Below are 24,812 nucleotides of genomic sequence, written 5' to 3'. Positions count from 1 at the left end.
CGAGCGCCTCATTCTCAGCTCGTCATGCGCGGGCTTGACCCGCGCATCCATCGGAGAGTCAACGCTGCGCTTCGCGCGATGGATTGCCGGGTCAAGCCCGGCAATGACGATCAACTGAAAGAGTGCGGCCATTACGTCCTCCGCTGCGGATCGACGATGTCGCGCAGGCCGTCGCCGAGCAGGTTGAAACAGAACACGGCGATCATCAACGCGAGCCCAGGGAACAGCGCGATCCACCATTCGCCTGACACCATGAAGCCGGCGCCTTCGGCGACCATGATGCCCCATTCGGCGGTCGGCGGGCGGACGCCGAGGCCGATAAAGGAAAGGCCGGCGGCGTTCAGGATCGCGTAGCCCATGGTGAGCGACATCTGCACGATCATGATCGGCATGATGTTGGGCAGGATATGCACCAGCAGGATGCGGTATTCGCCATTGCCGGAGAGCCGCGCCGCCTGAACGAAGCCGGCATTGCGGCGGACATTGGCCTCGGCGCGGGCGACACGGGCATAGAGCGGGAAATTCACGATCGCGGTGGCGATGATGATGTTTTGCACGGTGTTGCCGAGCGCCGCGACGATGCCCATCGCCAGCACGAACAGCGGGAATGCCATGATGGTGTCGGCGATGCGGCCGACGATGCGATCGGTCCAGCCGCCGAAATAACCGGCCGCGATGCCGGCGAGCCCGCCCATCAGGAACACCAGCACGACGGAAGCGACCGCGATGAAGGTGTCGAGCCGGGTTGCCACGATGACGCGGCTGAAGATGTCGCGACCCAATTGATCGGTGCCGAACCAGTGCGCCGCCGACGGCGGTTTCAGCGCCGCCGCCGTATCGCTGGCGAGCGGATCGTAAGGCACGACATAGGGGCCGAACAGCGCGGCGAACAGGATCAAGATCAGCAGCGCAAAGGCAAAACCGGTGACCTTGTTCTCGCTGAGCACATAGCGCGTGTGCTCGAAAACGGCCGATAGTCCCGAGGTCCGCGCCGGACCGACGGGCTCAACGACAGGCGCAACGGTGCTCATGCTTCACCCCTACCCTTCCAGTCGTACGCGTGGATCGATGACGCCGTAGAGAATGTCGATGACGAGATTGAGCAGCACATACATGACCGCCATGGTCAGCACGAAGCCCTGCACCGGCGCGAAGTCCGACGATATCAGCGCTTCCACCGCGTAGGAGCCGATGCCGGGCCAGGCGAACACTTTTTCGACCAGCACGTTGGCGCCGAGCAGGAACGAGAACACCATGCTGAGCGTGGTGATGACCGGCAGCATCGCGTTGCGGAACGCGTAGGTGACGATCACAGTGCCTGGCGACAGGCCGCTGGCGCGCGCGGTGCGCACGAAGTCGGAGGCGAGCACCGCCAGCATCGAGGCGCGGGTCATGCGCGCGATCGGCGCCAGCGAGAAGATCGCAAGCGTCGTCGCCGGAAGGACGAGCTGGCTGAGCGCCGAGCGGAACGCTTCGAAATCGCGGGCGATCAGCGTGTCGATCAGATAGAAGCCGGTCACGGTCGGCGGCGCGCTGTAGAACACGTCGAGCCGCCCCAGCGGCGCCGGCGACCAGCCAAGCCGGAAATAGAAGACGTAGACCAACACGAGGCCGGTGAAGAACACCGGAAGCGAGACGCCTGCCGTCGTCGTGACGCGACAGAGATGGTCGATCCAGGAACCAGGGCGCGTCGCTGCGAGCACGCCGAGTGGGATCGCGATCGCGACCGACACCAAAAGGCCAAGCAGCGTCAATTCGGCGGACGCCGGCAGGCGATTGCGGAGTTCGGTCGCGACCGGCTGGCCGGTCGTGAGCGAGGTGCCGAAATCGCCATGAGCGAGATCGCTGGTGTAACGGAAGAACTGCTCGATCAGCGGCCGGTCGAAACCGAGTTTCTTGCGGATCTGCTCGACCGCCTCCTTGGTCGCGGCGGGACCGGCGAAATACGCGGCCGGATCGCCCGGCAGCGCGCGCGTCAGGAGGAAAGTGACAATGACGACCCCGATCAGACTCGGGATCGCGAACATCAGCCGCTTGCCAATCATCGTCAGCATCGCGCGCCCTCCACTGTTCGTTCGCTACCCCTTCGCCATCGCGCGATAGTCTAGGCGGCGATGGAACCAGTACTGATAGCCGGAGATGTTCTTCTGCATCGCCACGTTGACGAACGGCTGATACAGCGGAATGCGCGGGATGTCGGTGAAGGCGAGATCGACGAAGCTTTTGATGTCGGCATCGTAGGCGGCAGCGTCGCCGAGCGCGGCAGCTTTGCGCGCGCCGTCGATGAACTTGTCCATCTCCGGCGACTTGTAGCTCATCGTGTTAAAGATCGAATTGTTGCCGTGATAGCACCAATAGAAGAAGTATTCGGGGTAATCGAGCCAGCCCGAGAATACATTGGTGAATAGCGGCATTTCCTTCTTGGTCAACTCGGTGCGCCAGTTGGCGCCGGGCACCTTGTTGATGGTGGTCTTGATGCCGATCTGCGCCAGGCTCTCCTGCACCAGCACGCAGAGCGGCTCGTTGACCCCTGCGAAATTGAGGTCGAACGAGATCGTGGTCTCAAAGCCGTTCGGATAGCCGGCCTCCGCCATCAGCGCCTTGGCCTTCTCGATATCGGTGTAATATTTGTGCGGCTGCGGCCAGGCGACATCGGTCGGCTTGTCCTTCGCGCCGAACATCGGATTGGCGAGCCCGAACAGCACGGCGTCGATGATCTTCTGATAGGGAATGGCGTAAGCCACCGCCTGACGGACTTTCAGATTGTCGAACGGCGGCTTGGTGACGTTCATGCCGATATACTGGATGCCGTTGGAGAACGGCAGCGACACCACGTCGAGCTTGCCGTTCGCCTTCATCTCCTGGAAATCCTTGAACGGCAGCTCGTAGGAGATATCGGCGTCGCCGCGCTCGAGCAGCGCACGGCGATTGCCCGCCTGCGGCACCATGCGCCAGATCACGCGCTTGATCTTCGGCACGGGGCCGCCGATCCAGGCGTCGTTGCGCTCCATGATCACTTCGGTGCCCGCGGTCCACTTCGTAACCTTGTAGGCGCCGGAGCCGGCGGTCTGCTGCTTGGTGTATTCGAGGCCCCAGGGGTCCTTTTCGGACGCGTTCTTCTTGACCAGTTCCGAATTGACGACGCAGGGCACGATCACGGCGAGATCTGGAATCGTGAGGCGGTCCTTGGTGGCGAAATCGACCCGCACCGTGGAGTCATCGACGATGACGAACTGCTCGGGCTTGGTCAGCGAGCCCGCGCTCATCTGGAAGGTCGGGAAGCCGCCGACGCTGACCGCGCGATCGAGCGACCATTTGACGTCCTTTGCCGTCACCGGCGTGCCGTCGTGGAATTTGGCGTTCTTCTTCAGTTTGAAGGTGACGGACATTTCGCCGACATTCATGTCGTCGGCGAGTTCGCCCTTGAACTTGTCGCGGTCGTAATAGGGTACGCCGCCCGGGCCGCTCTTCATCTCGTGGGTGATCAGGCGATCATAGCAATTCCACGACACTTCATAGCCGGGCACATTGGTGCCGACGCCATGGATATCGAGATTGTTCGGGCCGCCCTCGGAGACGATCAGAAGCGTCTCCGAGCGCGCATCGGCCTTGGCGGGCGACCAGATCGCCGGCGCAGGCACCATCGCGCTTGCGGCCAATCCGGACACGGATCTGAGGAAATCGCGACGTTTCATGAGTGATGCTCCAACGCCCCTGGGAAATGGCGTGGAAGGAGTTCGCAAGGTTTGTGCCAAGCCTCAACGGAGCGTTGGCGCAGACCCAAGGCATTGATAACACTTCGGAATATCGAGAGCAGCAGGGTCAAACGCTACAATTGGCAGACACCACGTTGCATACAAACCAGTGTTTTTGCCTATTGATTAGGCGGATATTTTTGAACGCCCGATTGTTAGGCGAGTCATTTTTACGTGGCCCATATCAGCTCCTGCAGTTGCAGGAGATCGTCGGCCTTCGCTTGCCAGCCCTCGATGCAGATGTGCCGGTTGAGGTCGCTTGCGCGGTGCAACAGCATCAAGGCCATCAGCCGCCGCTTCAGCGTGAAATCGATGTCGCTGCGGGAATATCCAAAGCCTTCGAGCAGGCTCAGCACGCGGCCCGGCCGGCCCGCGGCCATGAATGCGCCGGGGCCGAGCAGATCGTAGTCGCGCCATCCTGCCAGCACATCGCCGAAATCGATCAATCCGCAAAGGTGCCAGCGGCCGCCCCGCTGCGTCAGCATGAAGTTTTGCGGGATGTACTCGCCGGTGAGGATGACCGGCGGTTCGTGCATCGGGATCAGCTCGGCGGCGTCGCGCAGGAGATCACCGAGCCCGTCTAGGAATTTTCGCGCCAGCCCCAGCCGTTCGTGCCTGGCACGACAGCCTTCTATCTGGCTCTGCATGAACACGTTCCAGCGCGGCTCGATGTCAAGCAGTGGGCCTGGCGGCACGCGCTGAACATCGGCAATGGTCTCGGCGATCTCGGCGAGCACGCGCTCCTTGTCCGCTTCGGGTAGCGAGGGCCACACCTCCGCACCCAGGATACCCGACATGCGCGTGATGATGAGATAGGGCCAGCGGTCGCGCTCGCCTTCGGCGACGATCTCCGGAATCGGAATCTTGAGCCGTCCGCCAAGCTGCGCGAGCGATCCGCGCTCGGATACGAACTGCGCCCGCAGCAGCGGTGGGAATAACTTCAGGATGAGATCATCACCGACTCCGACGACGAGGTTGGTGCCGGTCGTGAAGACGTGAGGCGGCGTGGACGCAATTCCGTGACTGCGGGCGATATCCATCGCGACCGGCAGCCAGCGCGATGGGTCAGCACGCCAGGCGCGAAAGGCTTCGTAGTCGGTGAAGGTGGGCAGTTGGGCCATAGGCGTCATTGCGAGCGAAGCGAAGCAATCCATAGCGCCACAAGCGTCGACATGGATTGCTTCGTCGCTGCGCTCCTCGCAATGACGCCTGGCAACGGCAATTTCTACCTGTCCGGATTGGCGCGCTCGAACTGGCGCAGCAGCCGGTTACCGCGTTCGACGGCCAGATCGAGCGCGGCCTGCGGCGACTGCTTGCCGGAAAAGGCCTGCTCGAGCTCCTCCTCGATGACGCCGCGGATCAGCACGAAGGAGCCGAGCCGGATACCTTTCGAATTCTCAGTCGGCGGCTTCAGCGTCAGTTGCTCGATCCCGATCGCCGCGCCGGGGTTGTGGTCGTAGAAGCCCTGCGAGCGGGTGAGCTCATAAGCTGCGCGGGTGATCGGCAGATAGCCTGTCGCCTGGTGCCAGGCGGCCTGCACCTCGGGCTTCGATAGATAGGCGAAGAACTTCGCAACCCCGGCATATTCCGGCCGCGGGCGATCGCGCAGCACCCATAGCGTGGCGCCGCCGATGATGCTGTTCTGCGGCGCGCCGGCGACATCTGGCCAATAGGGCAGCATGCCGTAGCCGACCTCGAATTTCGAGTTGGCCTTGATATCGGCGCTGGTGCCGGACGAGCCGATGAAAATGCCGCATTCGCCCTTCTGGAAGCGCGGCTCGGCCGACTGCCCGCGGCCGCTATAGTCGAACACCTTGGTGGCTTGCCATTCCACGAGCTGGGCGATGTGCTTCACCATCAGCGGATTGTTGAAGATGAGCTCCGCATCAAGCCCGCCGAAGCCGTTGGATTTGGTCGCGATCGGCACATTGTGGAAGGCGGAGAAATTCTCGACATTGATCCAGGACGGCCACGACGTGGTGAATCCGCACGGAGCACCCGCCGCGCGCAGCCGCTTTGCCGCCGCACCGAGCTCGGGCCAGGTCTTCGGCGCCACCTCGGGATCGAGGCCGGCGGCGCGAAACAGATCCTTGTTGTAATAGAGGATCAGCGTCGAGGCGTTGAACGGAAACGACAGCAGATTGCCGCTGAGATCGGCGTAATAGCTGGTCACGGTCGGCAGATAGGCCGACGGCAGGAACGGCTCGGACTGATCGCGCATCAGCTCGAACACCGGATAGATCGCGCCGCGAGCCGCCATCATGGTGGCGGTGGCGATCTCGTTGACCTGGACGATGGCGGGCTGGCTGCGCGAGCGGAAGGCGAAGATCGCCGCCGTGACCGTCTCGGTATAGTTGCCCTTGTAGCTCGGCACGATCCGGTAGTCGGACTGGGACGCGTTGAAATCGGCAGCGAGCTTCTCGACCTGCTTGCCGAGTTCTCCCGACATCGCGTGCCACCACATGATCTCGGTCGCGGCATGCGCTGGAGATCCGAGGAGAGTGGTCGCAAGCACCGCTGGGTATAGGAATCTCATAAACAATGTCACGGTGCGCCAATCCAGGCTTTCGCGCTTGAGAAGCAAAATGACTTTTGCCCCTGATTAAGGCTGCATCGTTACGGTTGCAATCCGACAATGCGTCGGAATGGCCGATTAACCGTAGATCGTCGGATAGCTATCTTTCAGGCTTCTGCTAAAAAGTATTGAACCTTTTCTTCCTGCCACAGACCATATCACAAGGGGATTTGTAGCCTGTGTACCGCCGCGCCGGCCTTTCGCGGACCATGACGCTTGTTATCGCGCTGCTGCTGACGGCGGTCGCAACGGGTGCGGCTGCGCGCGAGTTTCGGGCGTCCGATACCCAGAGCGAGGACTATCCGACCGTCCAGGCGTTGCGTTACATGGGCAGCCTGGTGGAGGAGCGAAGCGGTGGCCGTCATCATGTGCGGGTGTTTCATTCGCGGCAGCTTGGCGAGGAAAAAGAAACGCTGGAGCAGACGCGGGCGGGTGCGATCGACATCAACCGCACCAATGTGGCGCTGATCGGCACCATGGTGCCCGCGGCCAACGTGCTGGCGCTGCCCTTCCTGTTCCGCTCGGTCGAACATTTGCAGAAGGTGCTGGATGGCCCCATTGGCAACGAGATCCTTAACTCATTCGAGGCCTACGGATTCGTCGGCTTGGCCTTCTATGATTCAGGCGCACGCTCGATCTACAACAGCGCTCGTCCGATCCGTTCGCTCGACGACTTCAAGGGCCTGCGGATTCGGGTCCAGCAGTCGCAGCAGATGTCGGACATGATCCGCGCGCTCGGCGCCGAACCGATCGAACTGCCCTACGGTCAGGTGAAGACCGGACTTGCCACCGGATTGATCGACGGCGCCGAGAACAACTGGCCGTCTTTCATCACCGCCGATCACTACAAGTTCGCAGGCTTCTATACGCTGACACAACATACGATGAGCCCGGAAGTGCTGGTGATGTCGCAAAAGGCGTGGGCGAGCCTGTCGGTCGAAGACCAGGCGCTTTTCCGCGAAGCCGCGAAGCGCTCCAGCACCTTCATGCGCGAGAAGTGGAAGGACCTCGACGAGCGCTCGCGCCAGCGCGCGGAAGCCGCGGGCGTGAAGATCGTCAGCGATTTCGACCGCGGGCCGTTCGAGGCGGCGATGGCAGGGCTCTATGCCAAAGCGCAGCGCGACGGCGCGATCGCGTCATTGATCGCGCGCATCCGCAAGGTGGAGTGAAGCAAGCTTGGCAACACCCGCACAGGATGGAGCAGTGGGACGGCAGGCGAGCCTCGCCGCGCGCGGCCGCGTGCAGATCGTCCAGATGCTCCGGGCGGTGCCGATCCGCTGGCGCATCCTGTCGATCGCGCTGTTGAACTCGGCGGTCGTGGTGGTGCTGGCGGCGTTGATCTGGAACGGCGCCACCGTGCTTCGCTCGGCGTGGGAGGATGTCCGGCAGGTCCGGGAGTCCGACAAGATCCTGGCCAAGCTCGAGACCGAGACCAGCCGGCTGCAGAACCTGATCCACCGCTACATCAACCAGCCGAGCCCGGAGCTTTTCGCCGAGATCCTGCTGCTCCGCGAAGCCGTGCTCGGCACGCTGACCACGCGCGCCGCCACCGATCCGATGCTGTCGGGGTCGGTGGAGCAGCTCGAGCGCGTCACCAGCCGCTTCCTGGACGGCTTCGGCGAATTGCGCGCCGTGCAGGCAAAGATCACCAAGACCTATGAGGAGCAGGTGCTCGGGCCGGCCAAGGACATGGCCGGTCTCTACTCCATCATCGAAGGCGCCACCGGCCATCGCGACGCGCTGATCTGGCCATCGCTCGGCAAATCCCGCGAGGCTTTCACCGCGATGCTGGTGGCGGCGAACGCCTATTATCTGTCGCTCTCGAGCGCATCCGCCGAAGAGGCCCGCCGCAACACCGAGACGATCGAGAAGACGATCCCGGTCATGATCGACCTCGCCGACAACGACCTGCAGCGCCTGGCGCTGGCGCGGCTCAACAAGCGAACCGAAGCGTTGCGCGAGGGATTGGGCAAGTTGACCGAGCAGCTCGCCAGCCGCACCGAGCTGCTCCGCAACACCATCGACGCCAGCCAGGCCGACGCCATCGGCGTCATCGACGATCTCTCGATCAACATGCGCCAGCGCGAGCAGAAGGCGCAGGAGACCTTCGACCGGACGCTGTCGGACATTTCGCGCCGCGTGCTCTCGATCGCGGTGATCTTCCTCGGCATCATCGTTTCCGCGGGCGTCCTGATCGCGCTCTCGATCCGCCTGCCGCTGCAGCAGATCATGGCCTCGATGCACGCCATCACGTCGGGCAGTTACGATCGCCACGTGCTGGGCACCGACGCCAAGGACGAGGTCGGCGCGATGGCGCGCGCGGTGGAAGTGTTCCGCGAGAACGCGATCGCCAAGCGCCAGGCCGAGGACGAATTGCGCGCCGCCAAGGAACGGGCGGAGAGCGCGCTGCTCGAACTCAATACGGCGCAGCAGAACCTGATCGATGCCGAGCGGCTGGCGGCGCTCGGCGGTCTTGTCGCCGGTGTCGCCCATGAGGTGAACAACCCTATCGGCATCAGCCTGACGGTGGCCTCGAGCTTCGCGCGCCGCACCGAGATATTCGAGCACGAGCTGAAATCGGACCAGCTCCGCCGCTCCAAGCTCGACGAATTCGTGAAAAGCTCGCGCGATGCCGCGCAGCAGCTCGTCGCCAACCTGCAGCGTGCGGGCGAACTGATCCAGTCATTCAAGCAGGTGGCAGTCGACCGCTCACATGCCGAGCGCCGCCAGTTTTCCTTGAGCGAAGCGACTGACCAGATCGTCGCCAGCCTGCGGCCGGTGCTGAAGAAAGCCGCGATCGCCCTCACCGTCGACGTGCCGGAAGGCCTGATGATCGACGGCTATCCCGGTTCCTACGGACAAATTTTAACTAATCTTTTCCTTAACGCCGTCAATCATGCGTTCGCCGACCGGCGATCGGGGACGATCACGATTTCAGCGCGGGCCCGCGGCAGCGACGACATCGAGATCATCTTCGCCGACAACGGCGCCGGCATGACGCCGGACGTGCAGCGCCAGGCGTTCGATCCATTCTTCACCACGCGGCGCAACGAAGGCGGCACCGGGCTGGGCTTGCATATTGTCTATAATCTTGTCACCCAGCAGCTCGGCGGTCGCATGGTGCTGGAGTCAAGGGTGGGACAAGGCACCACTTTTCGCATTATCATGCCGAGAATCGCCAAGGGGCAGCCTACGGGCGAGCCCACGATCGCGGACCAAGCCAATGACGGAACTGCTCAATGGCCGAACAGGACGATGTCCTCCACCTGATCGACGACACCGGGCTCGCACCGGAAGATTCGTCCGCACGCAAATGGAAAGTGGCAGTCATCGACGACGATGCTGCAGTGCATGAAGGGACCCGCTTCGCGCTGTCCGACTACAGCCTGAACGGGGCCACCCTGGAAATCCTGTCGGCCTATTCTGCGGCGGAAGGTCGCAAGCTGATGCGGGAGCATCCGGACATCGCCGCCGTGCTGCTCGACGTCATCATGGAGACCGACGTCGCAGGGCTCGAGCTCGTCGAATATATCCGCAACGAGATCAAGAACGAGACCGTCCGCATCATCCTGCGCACCGGACAGCCGGGACAGGCGCCGGAGCGGCGCGTGATCGTCCAATACGACATCAACGACTACAAGGCCAAGACCGAGCTCACCGCCGACAAGCTGTTCACCTCGTTGACGGCGGCGCTGCGCAGCTATCAGCAGCTCGAGCGCATGGTGCAGACAAGGCGCGGGCTCGAGATCATCATCGACGCCGCCTCCACGCTCTACGACTTCAAATCGATGCAGCGGCTTGCCGAGGGCGTGCTGACCCAGCTCGCCTCGCTGCTCAATGTCGAGTGCGCCGGCATCCTGGTGCTGCGCGATGACGGCGCCGGCAGCGAATTGTCGGTGCTGGCAGGCTCCGGCTGCTACAGCCGTTTCATCGGCACCACCAGCTCGAAGTCGCTCGACCCTGATCTGCGCGACATGGTGGAAGCCGCCTTCCAGCGTCGCAAGAACGAATTCGCCGACCACCGCAGCGTGCTCTATTTGCGCACCGGCAGCGGCCGCGAAGTCGTGGTGCTCCTGCAGGCGGAGCGCCAGCTCTCCGACACCGACCGTGCGCTGGTCGAGATCTTCAGTAGCCGCCTGTCGATCGCGTTCGACAACGTGATCCTGTACCAGCAGCTTCATGAGGCCAACACGCAGCTCGAGGACCGCGTCGCCCAGCGCACCCGCGCGCTGATGCAGGCCAACCGCCGGCTTTCGGCGCAATGGCTGAGATTGCAGCGTGCCAACGGCTTCAAGAACGAGATCCTGGGCACGGTTGCCCATGACCTCAAGAACCCGCTCGGGGTGATCCTCGGCCGCACCGAGATGCTGACCGAATTGATCGGCGCCGGCTCGCCAAAGGAGGCGGTCGCGACCCAGGTCGAGCACATCAGGGATGCCACCAAGCGCCTGACGTCGATGGTCGATCATCTGATCTCGGATGCGATGGCCGACGCCTTCGACATCACCATCCGCCGCGAACCGGTCGATGTCGCGGCTCTTATCAACGAGGTCGCTGAAGCGAACCTGCCGCTGGCAGTCAACAAGCAGCAGAGCATCTCGGTCTCCGCACCGCCGAATTTCGTGACCATGTGCGATGCCGACCGCATTCGCGAGGCAATCGACAATCTGGTCAGCAATGCCATCAAATACTCACCAATCGGCGGCAAGATCACGGTGATCGTCACCCATGAGGGCGACAACACGGTGATCCGGATCGCCGACGAGGGCGCCGGCCTCTCGCCGGAGGATTTGGGTCGCCTGTTCGGCAGGTTCCAGCGGCTGTCAGCCAAGCCGACAGCAGGGGAGAGTTCGACCGGGTTAGGACTTTCGATCGTCAAGCGCATCATCGACATGCATGGCGGCCATGTAACGGCACAGAGCCCCGGGCCCGGACAAGGCTCGATCTTTACGGTTACATTGCCTGCTACAGCAGAGACATCATGACCCAGAGCCCGCACATCATCATTGTCGATGACGAGGCACCGGCCCGCGAAATGGTCGGTGATTATCTCAAGATGCACGGCTTTGGCGTGACGCTGTGCGACGGCGGAAAGAGCCTGCGCAGCGTGATCGAGATTAACCATCCCGACCTCGTGGTGCTCGATCTCAACATGCCCGAGGAAGACGGGCTGTCGATCATCCGCGATCTCAAGAGCCGGATGAATGTGCCGGTCATCATGCTGACGGCGACCGCGAGCCCGATCGACCGCGTGGTCGGGCTTGAGCTCGGGGCCGACGATTACGTGGCAAAACCCTGCGAGCTGCGCGAATTGATGGCGCGGATCCGCTCGGTCCTGCGGCGGAGCACGCCGGCCAAAGCGGCAGCGCCAGAGGCGACGGCCGCCAAGACCGAGAAGGAACAATTGGTCCGCTTCGGCACCAAATGGCTCGACCTGCAGGCGCAGGCGCTGCGCGACGACGAGGGGAACGAGCATCCGCTGACGGCATCCGAATTCGGGCTGTTGAAGGTGTTCGCGGCCAATCCGAAACGGGTGCTGTCGCGCGAGCGGCTGCTCGAACTGGCCAATGCGCGCGACGCCGAAGCCTTCGACCGCGCCGTCGACCTCCGGATCATGCGCATCCGCCGCAAGATCGAAATCGATCCGACCAAGCCCGCGGTCATCCGCACCATCCGCGGCGGCGGCTATCTGTTCTCACCGAGCGGCGAAAAGGCCTGATCTTCACCGCCCGCCCAATGCTGGGGGCGGGAGAACGTATCAACGAGCCGTTCGGTTTCGCCCTATCCGCAACCTCCCTGCCATTTTCCTCGCATTGAAATTACTAGCATTTTTGCCCCGAATGTTTCGTCGCCCGCCCCCCGACGAAACAATTCTCCTACGGATGAAACCATTTTCCGCTTTTCGCGCAGACATCCCGAAACCGTGGCTCATTAACAATTCTCCCAACGAAAGCCGCCAAGGCGAACTGGGAGCCTGTCATGTCGAACGTCGTCGCCATCAACGCTGCAGCCAACGATCATATCGCCGCTGCACGCCAGACATCCGACGAAATGCTGCTCGGCAAGATCGCCATAGGCGACCGGACAGCCATGCACGTGCTCTATTCCCGCCACAACGTCCGAGTCTACCGTTTTGTCCTGCGCATGGTCCGCGACACCACGGTGGCGGAAGATCTCGTGAGCCAGGTGTTCCTGGACGTCTGGCGTACCGCCGACCAGTTCGAAGGCCGCTCGCAGGTTTCCACCTGGCTGTTGTCGATCGCCCGCTTCAAGGCGTTGACCGCGCTGCGCCAGCGCCGGCACGAGGATATCGAGCAGGAAGAAGTGCTCGAGATCGTCGACGACGCCGACACGCCGGAAGCCGCGCTCGACCGCGCCTCGACCAGCGAGATCCTGCGCGCCTGCGTCGCGAAGCTGTCGCCGGCGCATCGCGAGATCATCAACCTCGTCTATTATCACGAGAAGTCAGTGGAAGAGGCCGGTGCGATCATCGGCATTCCCCAGAGCACGGTGAAGACCCGCATGTTCTATGCCCGCAAGCAGCTCGCCGAATTGCTGAGGTGCGCCGGCGTGGAAAGCCTCGCGGCGTGAAGGAGCGATCCGGAAGGTCGTAAGGAAGGCCGGAAATTGTACGGATCGTCTTCGGAGCCAGAAGGCGGCCACGAAACAATTGAAACAATCGACGACATCACCCGGAAAAGCTCAGCCTGTATACGTTAACCATCGAACGCAACGCCAACGCCGAACAGGAGAACGACATGCTGAAGCCGTCCTTCCGCTTCTTCATCATCCCGCTCGGCGCAGTGGCTACGCTTGCAACGCTGTCGAGCCAGAATGTCGCCCCGCGCGCGCAGCGCGATGCCGGTGCAACGCCAGTGCGCGAGCAGGTTATCGATTGCAGCACCAAGAGCGCCGCGGAAGTCTGCGAGATCAGATAGCGAGTTCTTACATCTTCAAGTTCTAACCTCCCAAGACGACCTCCAACGACCCGGCCGGGATGCCCCCCAGCCGGGTCGCTCTGCTTTTGTGGCTCGCACAATCACCGTGGAAGCCTCACACAGACGTGACCACATCCGAATAAGGCAGACGTAACGTCTGATCTTGTCTTCGCGAACAACATCACACTGCCGGCTCAGGCATTGGGCGTGGCCGGGCTGTGACGGACGATCGTGATGTTGAATCTTGTTCTGGCGCTGCTCGCAGGTGTCGTTACCGTCGCGGCGCCTTGCACCCTGCCGATGCTGCCGATCCTGCTTGGCGGATCGATAGGCCAGACCAGCAAGGCGCGGCCGGCGATGATCGCGCTCGGCTTTGTGATGTCGTTCTCGATGGTGGCGTTGCTGCTGAGCGCGATCACCCGCGCCTTCGATTTCGATCCCAACGTGCTGCGAACCGGCGCCGCGATCCTGTTGCTCGGCTTCGGGCTATTGATGATCTGGCCCGCGCCGTTCGAATGGCTGACGATCCGGATTTCCGGGCTCCCCGCGGGCGGTTCGCCGGGCAATGCAACACCATCGCAAAGCCTGATCGGCGGCTTCGTGCTCGGCACGACACTCGGGCTGGTATGGACGCCCTGCGCCGGGCCCGTGCTGGGCTCGATCCTGACCATTGTCGCGACGTCGAAAGATACCGGCTGGGCCAGCTTGCAGCTCGTCGTCTACGCCGTCGGGGCGGCGCTTCCGATGCTCGCCATCGCCTATGGCGGTCAGGCCGTCACAACCCGCATCCGCAGCATTGCGCGGATCGCGCCGCGACTGCAGCAGGGCTTTGGCGTCATCATCATCGCGTTCGCGGCCCTCTCCTACTTCCAATACGACACGCTGATCGTGGCGTGGCTGACCAGCTTCTATCCCAACGGCCAGATCGGCCTTTGACCTCAAAGGAAATGACCATGATCCTGCGTTCACTTATATCCGCGCTGATCGTCACTGTTTGCCTGACCGGCATCACCGCTCCCCATATCGCTCGTGCGCAGGAGCCCGCGGCAAGGGTCACGGCGGCGCAACAGAGCGCGCCGAATTTTGCCGGCATCACCAAATGGCTCAATTCGCAGCCGCTCGACATCGCTGACCTGCGTGGCAAAGTCGTGCTGGTCGACTTCTGGACCTATGGCTGCGTGAACTGCGTCAACACGCTGCCCCACGTCGTTGCGCTCGACGCCAAGTACAGGAATCGAGGTCTCGTCGTGATTGGCGTCCATACGCCGGAATTTCCGTTCGAACGCTCAGCGTCCAACGTCCAGGCCGCGCTGAAACGGCACGGCATCACCTATCCGGTGGCGCAGGACAATGAGTCGCAGACCTGGAATGCCTACCGCAACCAGTATTGGCCCGCGCAGTACATCATCGACCAGAGTGGACATATCGTATTCCATCACGACGGCGAGGGACAGTACGAGCAGATTGACCGCACCGTCGCCCGGCTGCTCAACGCCAACAGCTGAGCGCTTCTGCGACGACCAAAGTACTATCGTCAAACCCGGCGCGCCAAGGTCCGCGCCGGGTCGCTCCCTCTGCCTTGGTCATATTGACATGTTTTCACTACGATCGGACGCGTGATAACCTCACGTCGTAATTCACGATGGGTAGCGTGTCATGTTCGAAGGCTGGGATGCGGTTGCGCTCGCCCGGGCGCAGTTTGCTTTCACGATGTCGTTTCACATCATATTCCCGGCTTTCTCGATCGGGCTCGCCAGCTACCTTGCGGTGCTCGAAGCGCTCTGGCTCTGGACCGGGCGCGAGGTCTTCATCAATCTGTTTCACTACTGGCTGAAGATCTTCGCGGTCGCATTCGGCATGGGCGTGGTGTCGGGCATCGTGATGTCCTACCAGTTCGGCACCAACTGGTCGGCCTTCTCCGACAAGACCGGGCCCGTCATCGGACCGCTGATGGCCTATGAGGTCCTGACCGCGTTTTTCCTTGAAGCAGGCTTCCTCGGCGTGATGCTGTTCGGATTGAACCGCGTCGGTCCCAGGCTGCACTTTCTCGCGACATTGATGGTCGCGATCGGCACGCTGATCTCGGCATTCTGGATCCTCTCGTCCAATTCCTGGATGCAGACGCCGACCGGCTACGCCATCAATGCGAACGGCCAGTTCGTAGCGGCCGACTGGCTCAAGGTGATCTTCAACCCGTCCTTTCCATATCGCCTCGTGCACATGGTGCTCGCGGCCTATCTGACCACCGCGCTCGTGGTCGGCGCAGTCGGCGCTTATCATCTGCTGCGCGACCAGCATCTCGCCGGTCCGCGCGTGATGTTCTCGATGGCGATGTGGATGGCGACTTTCGTGGCGCCAATCCAGATCCTGGCCGGGGACCAGCACGGGCTGAACACGCTGGAGCATCAGCCTGTGAAGATCATGGCGATGGAAGGCCACTACCAGAGCCACAAGGACGGCGCGCCGCTGATCCTGTTCGGATGGCCCAACCAGACGGCCGGCCGGGTCGACTTCGCCGTCGAGATCCCCAAGCTCGGATCGGTGATCCTGAAGCATTCGCCGACCGCGCCGATGGACGGGCTCGACACCGTGCCGCGCGAAAACTGGCCGCCGGTACCGATCACCTTCTGGTCGTTCCGCATCATGGTCGGGCTCGGCTTCCTGATGATGGGGCTCGGCCTGCTCAGCGCGTGGATGCGCTGGCGCGGTCAGCTCTATTCCTCGCGCTTTCTGCACGGCTTCGCAATGCTGATGGGGCCGGCGGGCTTCATCGCGGTGCTGGCGGGCTGGATCACCACCGAGACCGGGCGGCAGCCATTCACGGTCTATGGCCTACTGCGGACGGCCGACTCCGCCTCCCCGCTCGCTGCGCCGGCGGTCGGCTCCTCGCTGCTCGCTTTCGTCATCGTCTATTTCGCGGTGTTCACGGCGGGCGTGATCTATCTGCTGCGGCTGATGGCGGCGCCGCCGCATCCCGGCGAAGCGGGACCGCCGCGTGACGTTCCCGCCCGCGCCGCCGGCATCACCCCGGCCGCCGCCGCGGCAACAGAGGTCGCGTCATGAGTGTCACGGTCGACCTTGCCACGGTCTGGGCCTTCATCATCGCCTTCGCGGTGTTCGTCTACATCGTCATGGACGGCTTCGATCTCGGCCTTGGCATCCTGTTTCCGCTGTTTCCAAGGAAGGCGGATCGCGACGTCATCATGAACAGCGTGGCGCCGGTCTGGGACGGCAACGAGACCTGGCTGGTGCTCGGCGGCGGCGGGCTGATGGCGGCGTTTCCGCTCGCCTATGCCGTGCTGATGCCGGCGCTCTATACGCCCGTTATCGCGATGCTGGTCGGCTTGATCTTCCGCGGGGTCGCCTTCGAATTCCGCTGGCGCACCACGCAAAGGGAACGCAACCGCTGGGACATCGCCTTTTTCGGCGGGTCACTGGTCGCGGCGCTGGCCCAGGGCGTTGCGCTCGGCGCCATCCTGCAGGGTGTGCATGTCGAGGCCCGCCAATATGCCGGCGGCTGGTGGGACTGGCTGACGCCGTTCAGCGTGCTGACCGGCATATCGGTGTTGGTGGGTTACGCGCTGTTGGGCGCGACCTGGCTGGTGATGAAGACCGAGGGCGCGCTGCGCGACAAGGCCTATCAATTGAGTTGGGTGTTACTGTTCGCGATGCTCGGTGCGATCGTCGCCGTCAGCCTCGCAACCCCGTTCCTCAGCGTGCAATATACCCAGCGCTGGTTCACCTGGCCGAACATCATCCTGACCGCGCCGGTGCCGCTCGCGGTGGCGGCCGTCACCGCGCTGCTATTGCGCAGCCTTGCGAACAAATATGACTACCAGCCGTTCTTCCTGACGCTGGCGTTGTTCTTGCTGTCCTATGCCGGCCTCGGCATCAGCATGTACCCCTATATCGTGCCGCAGAGCATCACGATCTGGGAGGCGGCCTCGCCCGCCAACAGCCAGATCTTCATGTTGGTCGGCGTCGCGATCCTGATTCCGCTGATCCTCGCCTACACGGGTTGGGCATATTGGGTGTTTCGCGGCAAGGTGCGGCCCGGCAGCGGGTATCACTGATGCCGCACGAGGAGAATCCACGCCCGCTCGCGAAGCGCCTGATGTGGTTCGCCGCGCTTTGGCTCAGCGGCGTCGGCACCGTGGCGTTGATTTCGTTCGGCCTGCGGCTCTGGATCGCACCACAATAAGACCGCTGCACTACAGGGTCATGACGGAAATCGCAGGTATTCCAGCGAGCTATCTCCTCCGCCCCAAACTTGCCATCAAGCTGCCACTGAGATTTGATGCTTCCTGATTTGGGTGGAGCATCAATGCATTTGGCCGCGGGCCAACGAGGAGACCTTTGTATGACGAAACTTCGTCAACTCATCTGGATGGTCATTGCGGCAGGCGGCCTGATGCTTTCGGCCTCGCAAAGCCAGGCCCAGGCGCCCGACGTCGGCGATCAGCCAGGCCTTGTCCCCGACGATAATGTCGAGCTCGATCCGGAGTGGCGCAAGCAGGTGGTCTACTACCGCACCAACGAGGCACCGGGAACCATCATCATTTCGACCAAGGAGCGTCATCTCTACCTGATCCAGGGCAACGGCCGCGCGATCCGTTACGGTATCGGCGTCGGCCGTGAAGGCTTCCAGTGGCAGGGTCTCCTGAACATCACCCGTAAAGCGGAATGGCCGGACTGGACGCCGCCGCCGGAAATGATCGCACGCCAACCCTACCTGCCGCGCTTCATGGCCGGCGGCCCCGGCAACCCGCTCGGCGCTCGCGCGATGTATCTCGGCACCACCGTCTACCGCATCCACGGCACCAACCAGCCCAACACCATCGGCACCGCGATCTCCTCCGGCTGCTTCCGGCTGGTCAACGCCGACGTCGCCGATCTCTATGATCGCGTCCCGGTCGGCACCAAGGTCATCGTCCGGCAGAAGCCCGAACTGTAACTGCCCGCCCGCTTTTCCCTTCCTGACACCTACACCTGGTGAGAAATAAATAATGAAGCGCACATTTGGAGGCGGCCTGCTGATCGGGCTCGCGGTTGCGGTGCTGGTCGGCGCCGCCGCCATCGCCTATGAGCGATACGACACCAAGACCTTGAAGCGTACCATCCGCCGCGGCGAAGTGCTGTGCGGCGTCAACAAGGGCCTGCCGGGCTTCTCGATCCCCGACGAGAAGGGCAACTGGACCGGCTTCGACGTCGATTTCTGCCGCGCGGTGGCGGCCGCGATCTTCGACGATCCGTCCAAGGCGAAATTCATCCCGCTCGACGCCAGCGAGCGCTTCAAGGAGTTGCAGAGCCGCAAGGTGGACATCCTCTCGCGCAACTCGACCTGGAGCATGTCGCGCGAGACCAATTACGACCTCTATTTCCCCGCCGTCGCCTATTACGACGGCGAAGGCTTCATGCTGCCGCGCTCGCGCAACATCGACTCCGCACTCGACTTGAACGGCAGCAAGGTCTGCGTGCAGGGGGAGACCACGACGCAGCTCAACCTCGCCGACTATTTCCGTCTCAACAATATGAAATTTACGGAGATGAAGTTCGGAAAGCTCGAGGATGTCGTCAAAGCCTATGACAGCGGGCAGTGCGACACCATCACCGCCGATGCCTCGCAGCTCTATGCGCTCAGGCTCAACCTCTCCAAGCCCAACGATCACGTCATCCTGCCCGACATCATCTCCAAGGAGCCGCTCGCGCCCGTGGTGCGGCTGCGCGACGACGACTGGATGATGATCGTGAAATGGACGCTGTATGCGATGATCAACGCCGAGGAGCTCGGCATCACGTCGAAGAACATCGATGAGGCGCTGAAATCGAAGAAGCCCGAGGTGATGCGGCTGGTCGGCACCGAAGGCTCCTATGGCGAGGACCTCGGCCTGACCAAGGACTGGGCGGTGCGCATCATCCGCCACGTCGGCAATTACGGCGAGATCTACGACCGCAATGTCGGCAGCGAGTCGAAACTGAAGATCCCGCGCGGCCTCAACCAGCTCTGGAACGCCGGCGGCATCCAATACGCGCCTCCGATCCGGTAAAGGTCTCGCACGCCGTCATTGCGAGCTTCCGAACCGCATCGACGTCTCGCGCTTCCCTTCTCCCCTTGTGGGAGAAGGTGGCGCGAAGCGCCGGATGAGGGGTTGCCTCCGCGAACGTCGGCGTGCGTCGAGAGAGACCCCTCACCCAAGCGTATCAGTTGCTGAGGGCGGAGCAGCCCTCTCCCACAAGGGGCGAGGGCACATCAACGCCCACCGAAGCATTGGCTCCCGCCCTCATTGCAATGAGGGTAACTCCATCAATACCCCTTCGCCCTCGCCAACTGATCGGCGTGGAAATTGCTGTCGCCGAACAATTCCTGGCAGACGCGGGCGCGCTTCACGAAGAAGCCGATGTCGAACTGATCGGTCATGCCCATGCCGCCATGCATCTGCACGCCTTCCTGCACCGCGAGCGTTGCCGTGGTGCCAGCGCGCGCTTTTGCAACTGCGACCGCGCTGCCGGCATTGGCGGCATCGGCATCGAGCGCCTGCAACGCCTTCAGCACCGCGGCGCGCGTGATCTCGATATCGATATAGAGCTGGGCGGCCCGGTGCTGCAGCGCCTGGAATTCGCCGATCGGCTTGCCGAACTGCTTCCGCTCCTTCAGATAAGCGACGGTGCGGCCGAACACCTCTTCGCTCAGGCCGACCATTTCCGACGCGACCGCGCCGCGGCCGATATTGAGCACGCCTTCGAGCAGCGGATAACCCTGATCAACCTCCCCTAATACGCTGTCGGCGTTGACCTCGACATTATCGAACACAATGCGCGCAGCGTTGTGCGAGTCCACCATGATGGTGCGCTCGGTCGCAATTCCCTTTGCCTTGGGATCGACCAGGAACAGCGTCACCCCGTTGCTCTCCCCGGCGCTGCCGGCCGTGCGGGCCGCGACGATCAACAGACCCGCGGTGTGGCCGTCGACGACCAGCGCCTTGTCGCCATTCAGCTTGAAGCCGTTGCCGCTGCGTACCGCCTGTATGCTGGTCTGCAGCGGGCGATGCTTGGCGCCCTCGTCGACCGCGAGCGCGGCCAGCAGCGAGCCGTCGGAGATCTTGGGCAGATGCTGCGCTTTCTGCGCCTCGCTGCCGCCGCGCGACAGCGCCGAGGCGGCGAGGACGGACGTAGCAAGGAACGGCGACGGCATCAGCGTGCGTCCGATCTCCTCCATCACAATCCCGGCCTCGACCGCGCCGAGCCCGCTGCCGCCGAATTGTTCTGATACCAACAGGCCGGAGAAGCCCATCTCGGCAAAGGTCTTCCAGAGCTCGCGCGAGAAGCCGGTTTCGTCCTTGCTGTTGCGCAATTGGCGCAAATGCGAGACCGGCGCCTTGTCGCTGATAAGGCCGCGCGCGCTGTCGCGCAGCATAGATTGTTCTTCGGTGAGGATGAGGGCCATAGACTGAATCCGAAAACCTGAGACGATGAATGTTTCCGTTGCACTCCTCCCCCTGCAAGGGGGAGGTTGGGTGGGGGTCTGCCGCTTGCTCCGTGTCTGTGGCTGACCCTCACCCGTCGCGCTCTGGCGCGCAAGTGCGCTGCCGAGCGCGCCGACCTCTCCCTTTCAGGGAGAGGTGAAGTTAAGCTCCCGGCAGGTCGAGGATGCGCTTGGCGACGATGCCGAGCATCACCTCCGACGTGCCGCCTTCGATCGAATTGGCCTTGGTGCGCAGCCAGGCGCGCGGCCGCGCGCCGCCTCGGGAGCGCTCGCTTTCCCATTCCAGCGCGTCGATGCCGCCGGCCGACATCAGGATCTCGTAGCGGCGCTTGTTGAGCTCGGTGCCGTAATATTTCATCGCCGAGGAAAATGCCGGATGCGCCTGCCCCGCTTTGGCGAGATCAACCGCGCGCTCGGCGGCCGCAGCGAGTGCTGCTTCATCGACTTCGAAGCTCGCAATCTGGCTGCGCAGCACCGCGTCGTCCAGCCGTCCCTGCGCGTCGGCACCGATGGAATCAGCCGCGATCTGGCCGAGCGGACGGCCGACGCCGCGCTCGCCCATCCCCGAGATCATCGCGCGCTCGTGCTGCAGCAGATATTTTGCAACGTCCCAGCCGCGGTTGATGGTGCCGACAACATGCGACTTCGGCACCCGCACATTGTCGAAGAAGGTCTCGCAGAACGGCGAATAGCCTGAGATCAACAGGATCGGCTTGGTCGACACGCCCTTCGAGGTCATGTCGAACAGGATGAAGCTGATGCCGTCATGCTTCTTCGCAGCGGGATCGGTGCGCACCAGGCAGAAGATCCAATCCGCATAGTTGGCATAGGACGTCCAGATCTTCTGGCCGTTGATGATGAAATCATCGCCGTCGCTCTCGGCCCGCGTCTGCAGCGAAGCGAGGTCGGAGCCGGCGTTCGGCTCGGAATAGCCCTGGCACCAGCGGATCAGGCCGGCCGTGATCTTCGGCAGATGCTCTCTCTTCTGCTCCTCCGTGCCGTATTTGAGGAGCGCCGGCCCGAGCATGGAGATGCCGAACGAGGTCAGTGGCTGCCGCGCGCCGATCGCCGTCATCTCCTGGCGCAGGATCTTGGCTTCCTCACCATCGAGTCCGCCGCCGCCATAGTCCTTCGGCCAATGCGGCACCGTCCAGCCCTTGTCGCGCATCCGCTCGAACCAGACCCGCTGCGGCTCGGAGGAGAACTTTGCATTACGGCCGCCCCAGAACGTGTCACCGTCCGAGGTCATGGGCTTGCGCATCTCCGGCGGGCAGTTCTGCTCCAGCCAGGCGCGGGTTTCGCTGCGGAATTTCTCAAGATCGGCCATGGCGCGTTTCCATCTGACGAATTGTTGAAACGACCTTAGCCGCCGGACCGTGGAATTCAATATCTCCCTGCGCCTGGCGCCGGTGGCCGCGAGGCCGGAACGGGTGTATTCGCTTGCTGGCCTAACGATTGAAAAACAAGAGGAAACGGACATGAGGCTGAAGCTGCTTTCGCCTGGCGAAATGAACGAGGCGCAAAAACAGACCTATGACGAGGCGATCGCCGGCAAGCGCGGCTCCGCGCCGGCGCCGATGATGGCCTGGCTCAACAGCCCGGAAATGGCGCGGCACGGCGCGCGGCTCGGCGAAATGCTGCGCTTCAACACGATGTTTCCGCCAAAACTTTCGGAGATCGCGATCCTCGTCACCGCGCGCCACTTCACCGCGCATTACGAATGGTGGGCACACAAACGCCTCGCGCTGAAGGGCGGCCTCGACCCGAACATCATCGATGCCATCCGCGACCGCCGCACGCCGGAATTCGACGACCCCAAGGCGAGGATGATCTACGACGTGGCGAAATCGCTGCACGAAGGCCATGGACTGTCGCAGGCGCTGTATGACCAAGCCGTCGAGACGCTCAGCGTGCGTGGCGTGGTCGAGATCATCGGGCTCTGCGGCTACTACACGATGGTGTCGATGACGCTGAACACGTTCGAATTCGGCTTGCCCGACGGCGAGGTGTCGGAGCTGGCGTGAGCCAGGAGCGCCGCCGGAAACACAGGGTTTCCGGACAGGCCGGTTCCGTGCGGTTCGGATCATCGCTACATACTTGTTTTAACCGGAGCAGCACCATGGCGCAAAATCCTCCCATCATCGCCGGCACACGGATCGGGCATGTGCACCTGAAGGTCGCCGATCTCGATCGCGCGCTCGGCTTCTATTGCGGCGTACTCGGCTTCGAGCTGCAGCAGCGCATGGGCTCCGGTGCCGCGTTCATTTCGGCGGGCGGCTACCATCACCACATCGGGCTGAACACCTGGGAGAGCAAAGGCGGACACCCGCCGCCATCAGGCACCACCGGCCTGTACCACACCGCGATCCTCTACCCCACCCGCCCTGCGCTCGCGGACGCGCTCCACCGCGTGCTCAGCGCTGGTATCGCACTCGACGGCGCCAGCGACCATGGCGTCAGCGAGGCACTGTACCTGCGCGACCCCGACGAGAACGGCGTCGAGCTCTACTGGGACCGACCCCAAGAGCAATGGCCGCGCACGCCGGACGGCAAGCTTGCGATGTTCACCAAGCGGCTCGATCTCGAGGATTTGCTGCGGCAACGGGAATCTAACCCCTCATGGTGAGGAGGCGCGCAGCGCCGTCTCGAACCATGAGGCCCCTATGTCGCCCGTGGCCCATCCTTCGAGACGCGGCCTGAAGGCCGCTCCTCAGGATGAGGTCGGCGTGCGTGGTGCGTGTAGCTACGCATTGGCGCGTCCCCGCAGCATGATCAGCACGGCCGCGATGAGTTCGAGCACGATGCAGCCGTAGAACGGCAGCGTGTAGCTGCCCGACACATCGCGCAGCAGGCCGACCACGCCTGGACCGAACGCATAGGTGATCTGGTTGATGGCGGTGACCAGGCTCACCAATACGCCGAACGAGCGCGGGTCGAATTCGCGCTGCACGATCAGGGCCGGCAGCGTGATCAGATTGCCGACCGAAAAGCCGAATACGGCACAGGCCGCAATCAGCGCCCAATCGCTGCGCAGGTTGATGATGACGAGGAGCGCCACGGACTGGCTGACGAAGGACAGCGCCGACGCCAAGCGCTGATTGAGCCGGTCGATCACGAAGGAGAAACTCACGCGCCCGACCACCGCCATCGCGGTCAGCAGCGCCATCGCCGCCGCCGCGCGCTCGCGGCCGATCACCTGATCCAGGAATGAGATCAGGTGCACGATGAAGCCGACCTGGGCGAACAGCACCAGGGCGAATGCAATCGAGACCGAGAGGAAACCGAGATCGCGAAGCGCACGGGCGCGGATCTGCGTCGGTGACGGCCCTCCCGCAGCAGACAATGCCACCGCCCCGATATGCGCCGGCGGCCGGCCGACGAAGACCAGGATCACCGGCACCATCAGCGCGACCATCGCGATCGCCGCCGCCGTCATCGCGCCGGAGAAACCGAAATAGCCGATGCCGGCGATCAGCAGCGGAACGCCGACGATGCCGCCAAAGCTCGCGCCGTTCAGCGCCAGGCTGATGGCCATGCCGCGCTTCTTGTCGAACCACAGGCCGAGCGTGTTGGTGATCATGCCAAGGCTGGTGCCGGCCCAGCCGAAGGCGAGCACAGCGTCGGCAAGATAGAGCTGCCAGGGCTCGCGCACCTGCCCGATCGCGACCGCCGCCGCAGCCATCGCGATCGTTCCCGCGACCAGGCAGCTCCGCGGACCGAACGCCTTGATCGCTTCGGCGACGAAGACGACCAGACCCGCACCCGCGAGATAGAAGAACGTGGTGCCGGAGGAAATCAGCGACGCCGGCCAGCCATGCAGACGCTGCAGCTCGGCAACGTAGACGCTCTGACCGTAAAAGCCGAGGCCCCAGCCGAACGTCGCGAGCAGAAAGCAGACCAGCACGATGCGCCAGCCGTCGTAGCGGAGCGCGGCCTCGTCGGTGCTGGTGTGAGTTGATGCGTCCACGATTCTTGCTTGTCGTTTGTCCGTTAGCCGTCATGCCCGGGCTTGACCCGGGCATCCACGTTCTTCCTGGCCGCCAAGGACGTGGATGGCCGGG

General features: G+C 63.1%; 23 protein-coding genes. 15 read left to right on the top strand and 8 right to left on the bottom strand.

Annotated features, from left to right (window positions below):
* Positions 1–131: 131 nt before the first annotated feature.
* From AC5ZG1_RS15780 to ugpB, 5 genes are all read right to left on the bottom strand, one after another.
* A complete protein-coding gene (locus tag AC5ZG1_RS15780; protein WP_496133418.1) occupies positions 132–1,031 on the bottom strand; it encodes an ABC transporter permease in 900 nt (299 codons plus the stop codon).
* Positions 1,032–1,040: 9 nt separating this feature from the next.
* Positions 1,041–2,054, bottom strand: a complete 1,014-nt coding sequence (locus AC5ZG1_RS15775; protein ID WP_028163415.1) for an ABC transporter permease — start codon at positions 2,052–2,054, stop codon at positions 1,041–1,043.
* Between the two features lie 24 nt (positions 2,055–2,078).
* Complete coding sequence (locus tag AC5ZG1_RS15770) at positions 2,079–3,695, bottom strand: ABC transporter substrate-binding protein (RefSeq protein WP_496133417.1); 1,617 nt, start codon at positions 3,693–3,695, stop codon at positions 2,079–2,081.
* A 230-nt stretch (positions 3,696–3,925) separates the two neighbouring features.
* Entirely contained in the window at positions 3,926–4,876 is a 951-nt protein-coding gene (locus AC5ZG1_RS15765; protein ID WP_496133416.1) for an aminoglycoside phosphotransferase family protein, read from the bottom strand.
* 104 nt (positions 4,877–4,980) lie between these two features.
* Positions 4,981–6,291, bottom strand: a complete 1,311-nt coding sequence (ugpB, locus tag AC5ZG1_RS15760) for a sn-glycerol-3-phosphate ABC transporter substrate-binding protein UgpB (protein ID WP_496133415.1) — start codon at positions 6,289–6,291, stop codon at positions 4,981–4,983.
* 248 nt (positions 6,292–6,539) lie between these two features.
* Here ugpB and AC5ZG1_RS15755 point away from each other — a divergent pair, with 248 nt between their 5' ends.
* The 13 genes from AC5ZG1_RS15755 to AC5ZG1_RS15695 all read left to right on the top strand — a co-directional run bounded on the left by AC5ZG1_RS15755 (position 6,540) and on the right by AC5ZG1_RS15695 (position 19,315).
* A complete protein-coding gene (locus AC5ZG1_RS15755; protein ID WP_496133414.1) occupies positions 6,540–7,499 on the top strand; it encodes a TRAP transporter substrate-binding protein in 960 nt (319 codons plus the stop codon).
* An 85-nt stretch (positions 7,500–7,584) separates the two neighbouring features.
* Positions 7,585–9,600, top strand: coding sequence for a sensor histidine kinase (locus tag AC5ZG1_RS15750; RefSeq protein ID WP_035689953.1), 2,016 nt, complete (start codon positions 7,585–7,587; stop codon positions 9,598–9,600).
* On the top strand, positions 9,570–11,315 hold the full coding sequence (locus AC5ZG1_RS15745) for an ATP-binding response regulator (protein ID WP_456640641.1): 1,746 nt from the start codon (positions 9,570–9,572) through the stop codon (positions 11,313–11,315). The genes AC5ZG1_RS15750 and AC5ZG1_RS15745 overlap by 31 nt, the downstream gene beginning before the upstream one ends.
* Positions 11,312–12,049: a response regulator gene (locus tag AC5ZG1_RS15740; protein WP_496133413.1), complete on the top strand. Its 738-nt coding sequence runs from the start codon at positions 11,312–11,314 to the stop codon at positions 12,047–12,049. Before AC5ZG1_RS15745 ends, AC5ZG1_RS15740 begins: the two co-directional genes overlap by 4 nt.
* A gap of 260 nt (positions 12,050–12,309) precedes the next feature.
* Positions 12,310–12,921 (top strand): sigma-70 family RNA polymerase sigma factor, encoded by a 612-nt coding sequence (locus tag AC5ZG1_RS15735; protein WP_130226665.1) that lies wholly within the window; start codon positions 12,310–12,312, stop codon positions 12,919–12,921.
* Between the two features lie 167 nt (positions 12,922–13,088).
* Positions 13,089–13,268: a hypothetical protein gene (locus tag AC5ZG1_RS15730; protein WP_130226666.1), complete on the top strand. Its 180-nt coding sequence runs from the start codon at positions 13,089–13,091 to the stop codon at positions 13,266–13,268.
* A 234-nt stretch (positions 13,269–13,502) separates the two neighbouring features.
* A complete protein-coding gene (locus tag AC5ZG1_RS15725; RefSeq protein ID WP_496133412.1) occupies positions 13,503–14,204 on the top strand; it encodes a cytochrome c biogenesis CcdA family protein in 702 nt (233 codons plus the stop codon).
* Positions 14,205–14,215: 11 nt separating this feature from the next.
* Positions 14,216–14,773: a thioredoxin family protein gene (locus AC5ZG1_RS15720; RefSeq protein ID WP_496133462.1), complete on the top strand. Its 558-nt coding sequence runs from the start codon at positions 14,216–14,218 to the stop codon at positions 14,771–14,773.
* A 151-nt stretch (positions 14,774–14,924) separates the two neighbouring features.
* Positions 14,925–16,331, top strand: a complete 1,407-nt coding sequence (locus AC5ZG1_RS15715) for a cytochrome ubiquinol oxidase subunit I (RefSeq protein ID WP_456640639.1) — start codon at positions 14,925–14,927, stop codon at positions 16,329–16,331.
* On the top strand, positions 16,328–17,341 hold the full coding sequence (gene cydB, locus AC5ZG1_RS15710) for a cytochrome d ubiquinol oxidase subunit II (protein WP_496133411.1): 1,014 nt from the start codon (positions 16,328–16,330) through the stop codon (positions 17,339–17,341). Before AC5ZG1_RS15715 ends, cydB begins: the two co-directional genes overlap by 4 nt.
* The gene (locus tag AC5ZG1_RS15705; RefSeq protein ID WP_130226670.1) at positions 17,341–17,469 is read left to right on the top strand and encodes a DUF2474 domain-containing protein; all 129 of its coding nucleotides are present in this window, start codon (positions 17,341–17,343) and stop codon (positions 17,467–17,469) included. The genes cydB and AC5ZG1_RS15705 overlap by 1 nt, the downstream gene beginning before the upstream one ends.
* A gap of 159 nt (positions 17,470–17,628) precedes the next feature.
* Positions 17,629–18,222 (top strand): L,D-transpeptidase, encoded by a 594-nt coding sequence (locus tag AC5ZG1_RS15700; protein WP_130226671.1) that lies wholly within the window; start codon positions 17,629–17,631, stop codon positions 18,220–18,222.
* 52 nt (positions 18,223–18,274) lie between these two features.
* On the top strand, positions 18,275–19,315 hold the full coding sequence (locus AC5ZG1_RS15695; RefSeq protein ID WP_496133410.1) for an amino acid ABC transporter substrate-binding protein: 1,041 nt from the start codon (positions 18,275–18,277) through the stop codon (positions 19,313–19,315).
* Between the two features lie 257 nt (positions 19,316–19,572).
* On the opposite strand, the gene AC5ZG1_RS15690 is transcribed toward AC5ZG1_RS15695, so the two are convergent.
* On the bottom strand, positions 19,573–20,712 hold the full coding sequence (locus AC5ZG1_RS15690) for an acyl-CoA dehydrogenase family protein (RefSeq protein WP_496133409.1): 1,140 nt from the start codon (positions 20,710–20,712) through the stop codon (positions 19,573–19,575).
* 181 nt (positions 20,713–20,893) lie between these two features.
* Positions 20,894–22,078, bottom strand: coding sequence for an acyl-CoA dehydrogenase family protein (locus AC5ZG1_RS15685; RefSeq protein WP_456640635.1), 1,185 nt, complete (start codon positions 22,076–22,078; stop codon positions 20,894–20,896).
* A 151-nt stretch (positions 22,079–22,229) separates the two neighbouring features.
* Between AC5ZG1_RS15685 and AC5ZG1_RS15680 the strand changes: the two genes are divergently transcribed.
* Together AC5ZG1_RS15680 and AC5ZG1_RS15675 are read left to right on the top strand one after the other, a co-directional pair.
* Entirely contained in the window at positions 22,230–22,775 is a 546-nt protein-coding gene (locus AC5ZG1_RS15680; protein WP_456640634.1) for a carboxymuconolactone decarboxylase family protein, read from the top strand.
* A gap of 95 nt (positions 22,776–22,870) precedes the next feature.
* On the top strand, positions 22,871–23,377 hold the full coding sequence (locus tag AC5ZG1_RS15675; RefSeq protein ID WP_496133408.1) for a VOC family protein: 507 nt from the start codon (positions 22,871–22,873) through the stop codon (positions 23,375–23,377).
* A gap of 117 nt (positions 23,378–23,494) precedes the next feature.
* Here AC5ZG1_RS15675 and AC5ZG1_RS15670 read toward each other — a convergent pair whose 3' ends face one another.
* A complete protein-coding gene (locus AC5ZG1_RS15670) occupies positions 23,495–24,718 on the bottom strand; it encodes an MFS transporter (protein WP_456640632.1) in 1,224 nt (407 codons plus the stop codon).
* Positions 24,719–24,812 lie beyond the last annotated feature (94 nt).

The organism is Bradyrhizobium sp. Leo78, from assembly GCF_059512425.1.
The sequence above is the reverse complement of the archived record's forward strand: the minus strand, read 5'-3'. Positions and strand labels throughout refer to the sequence as shown.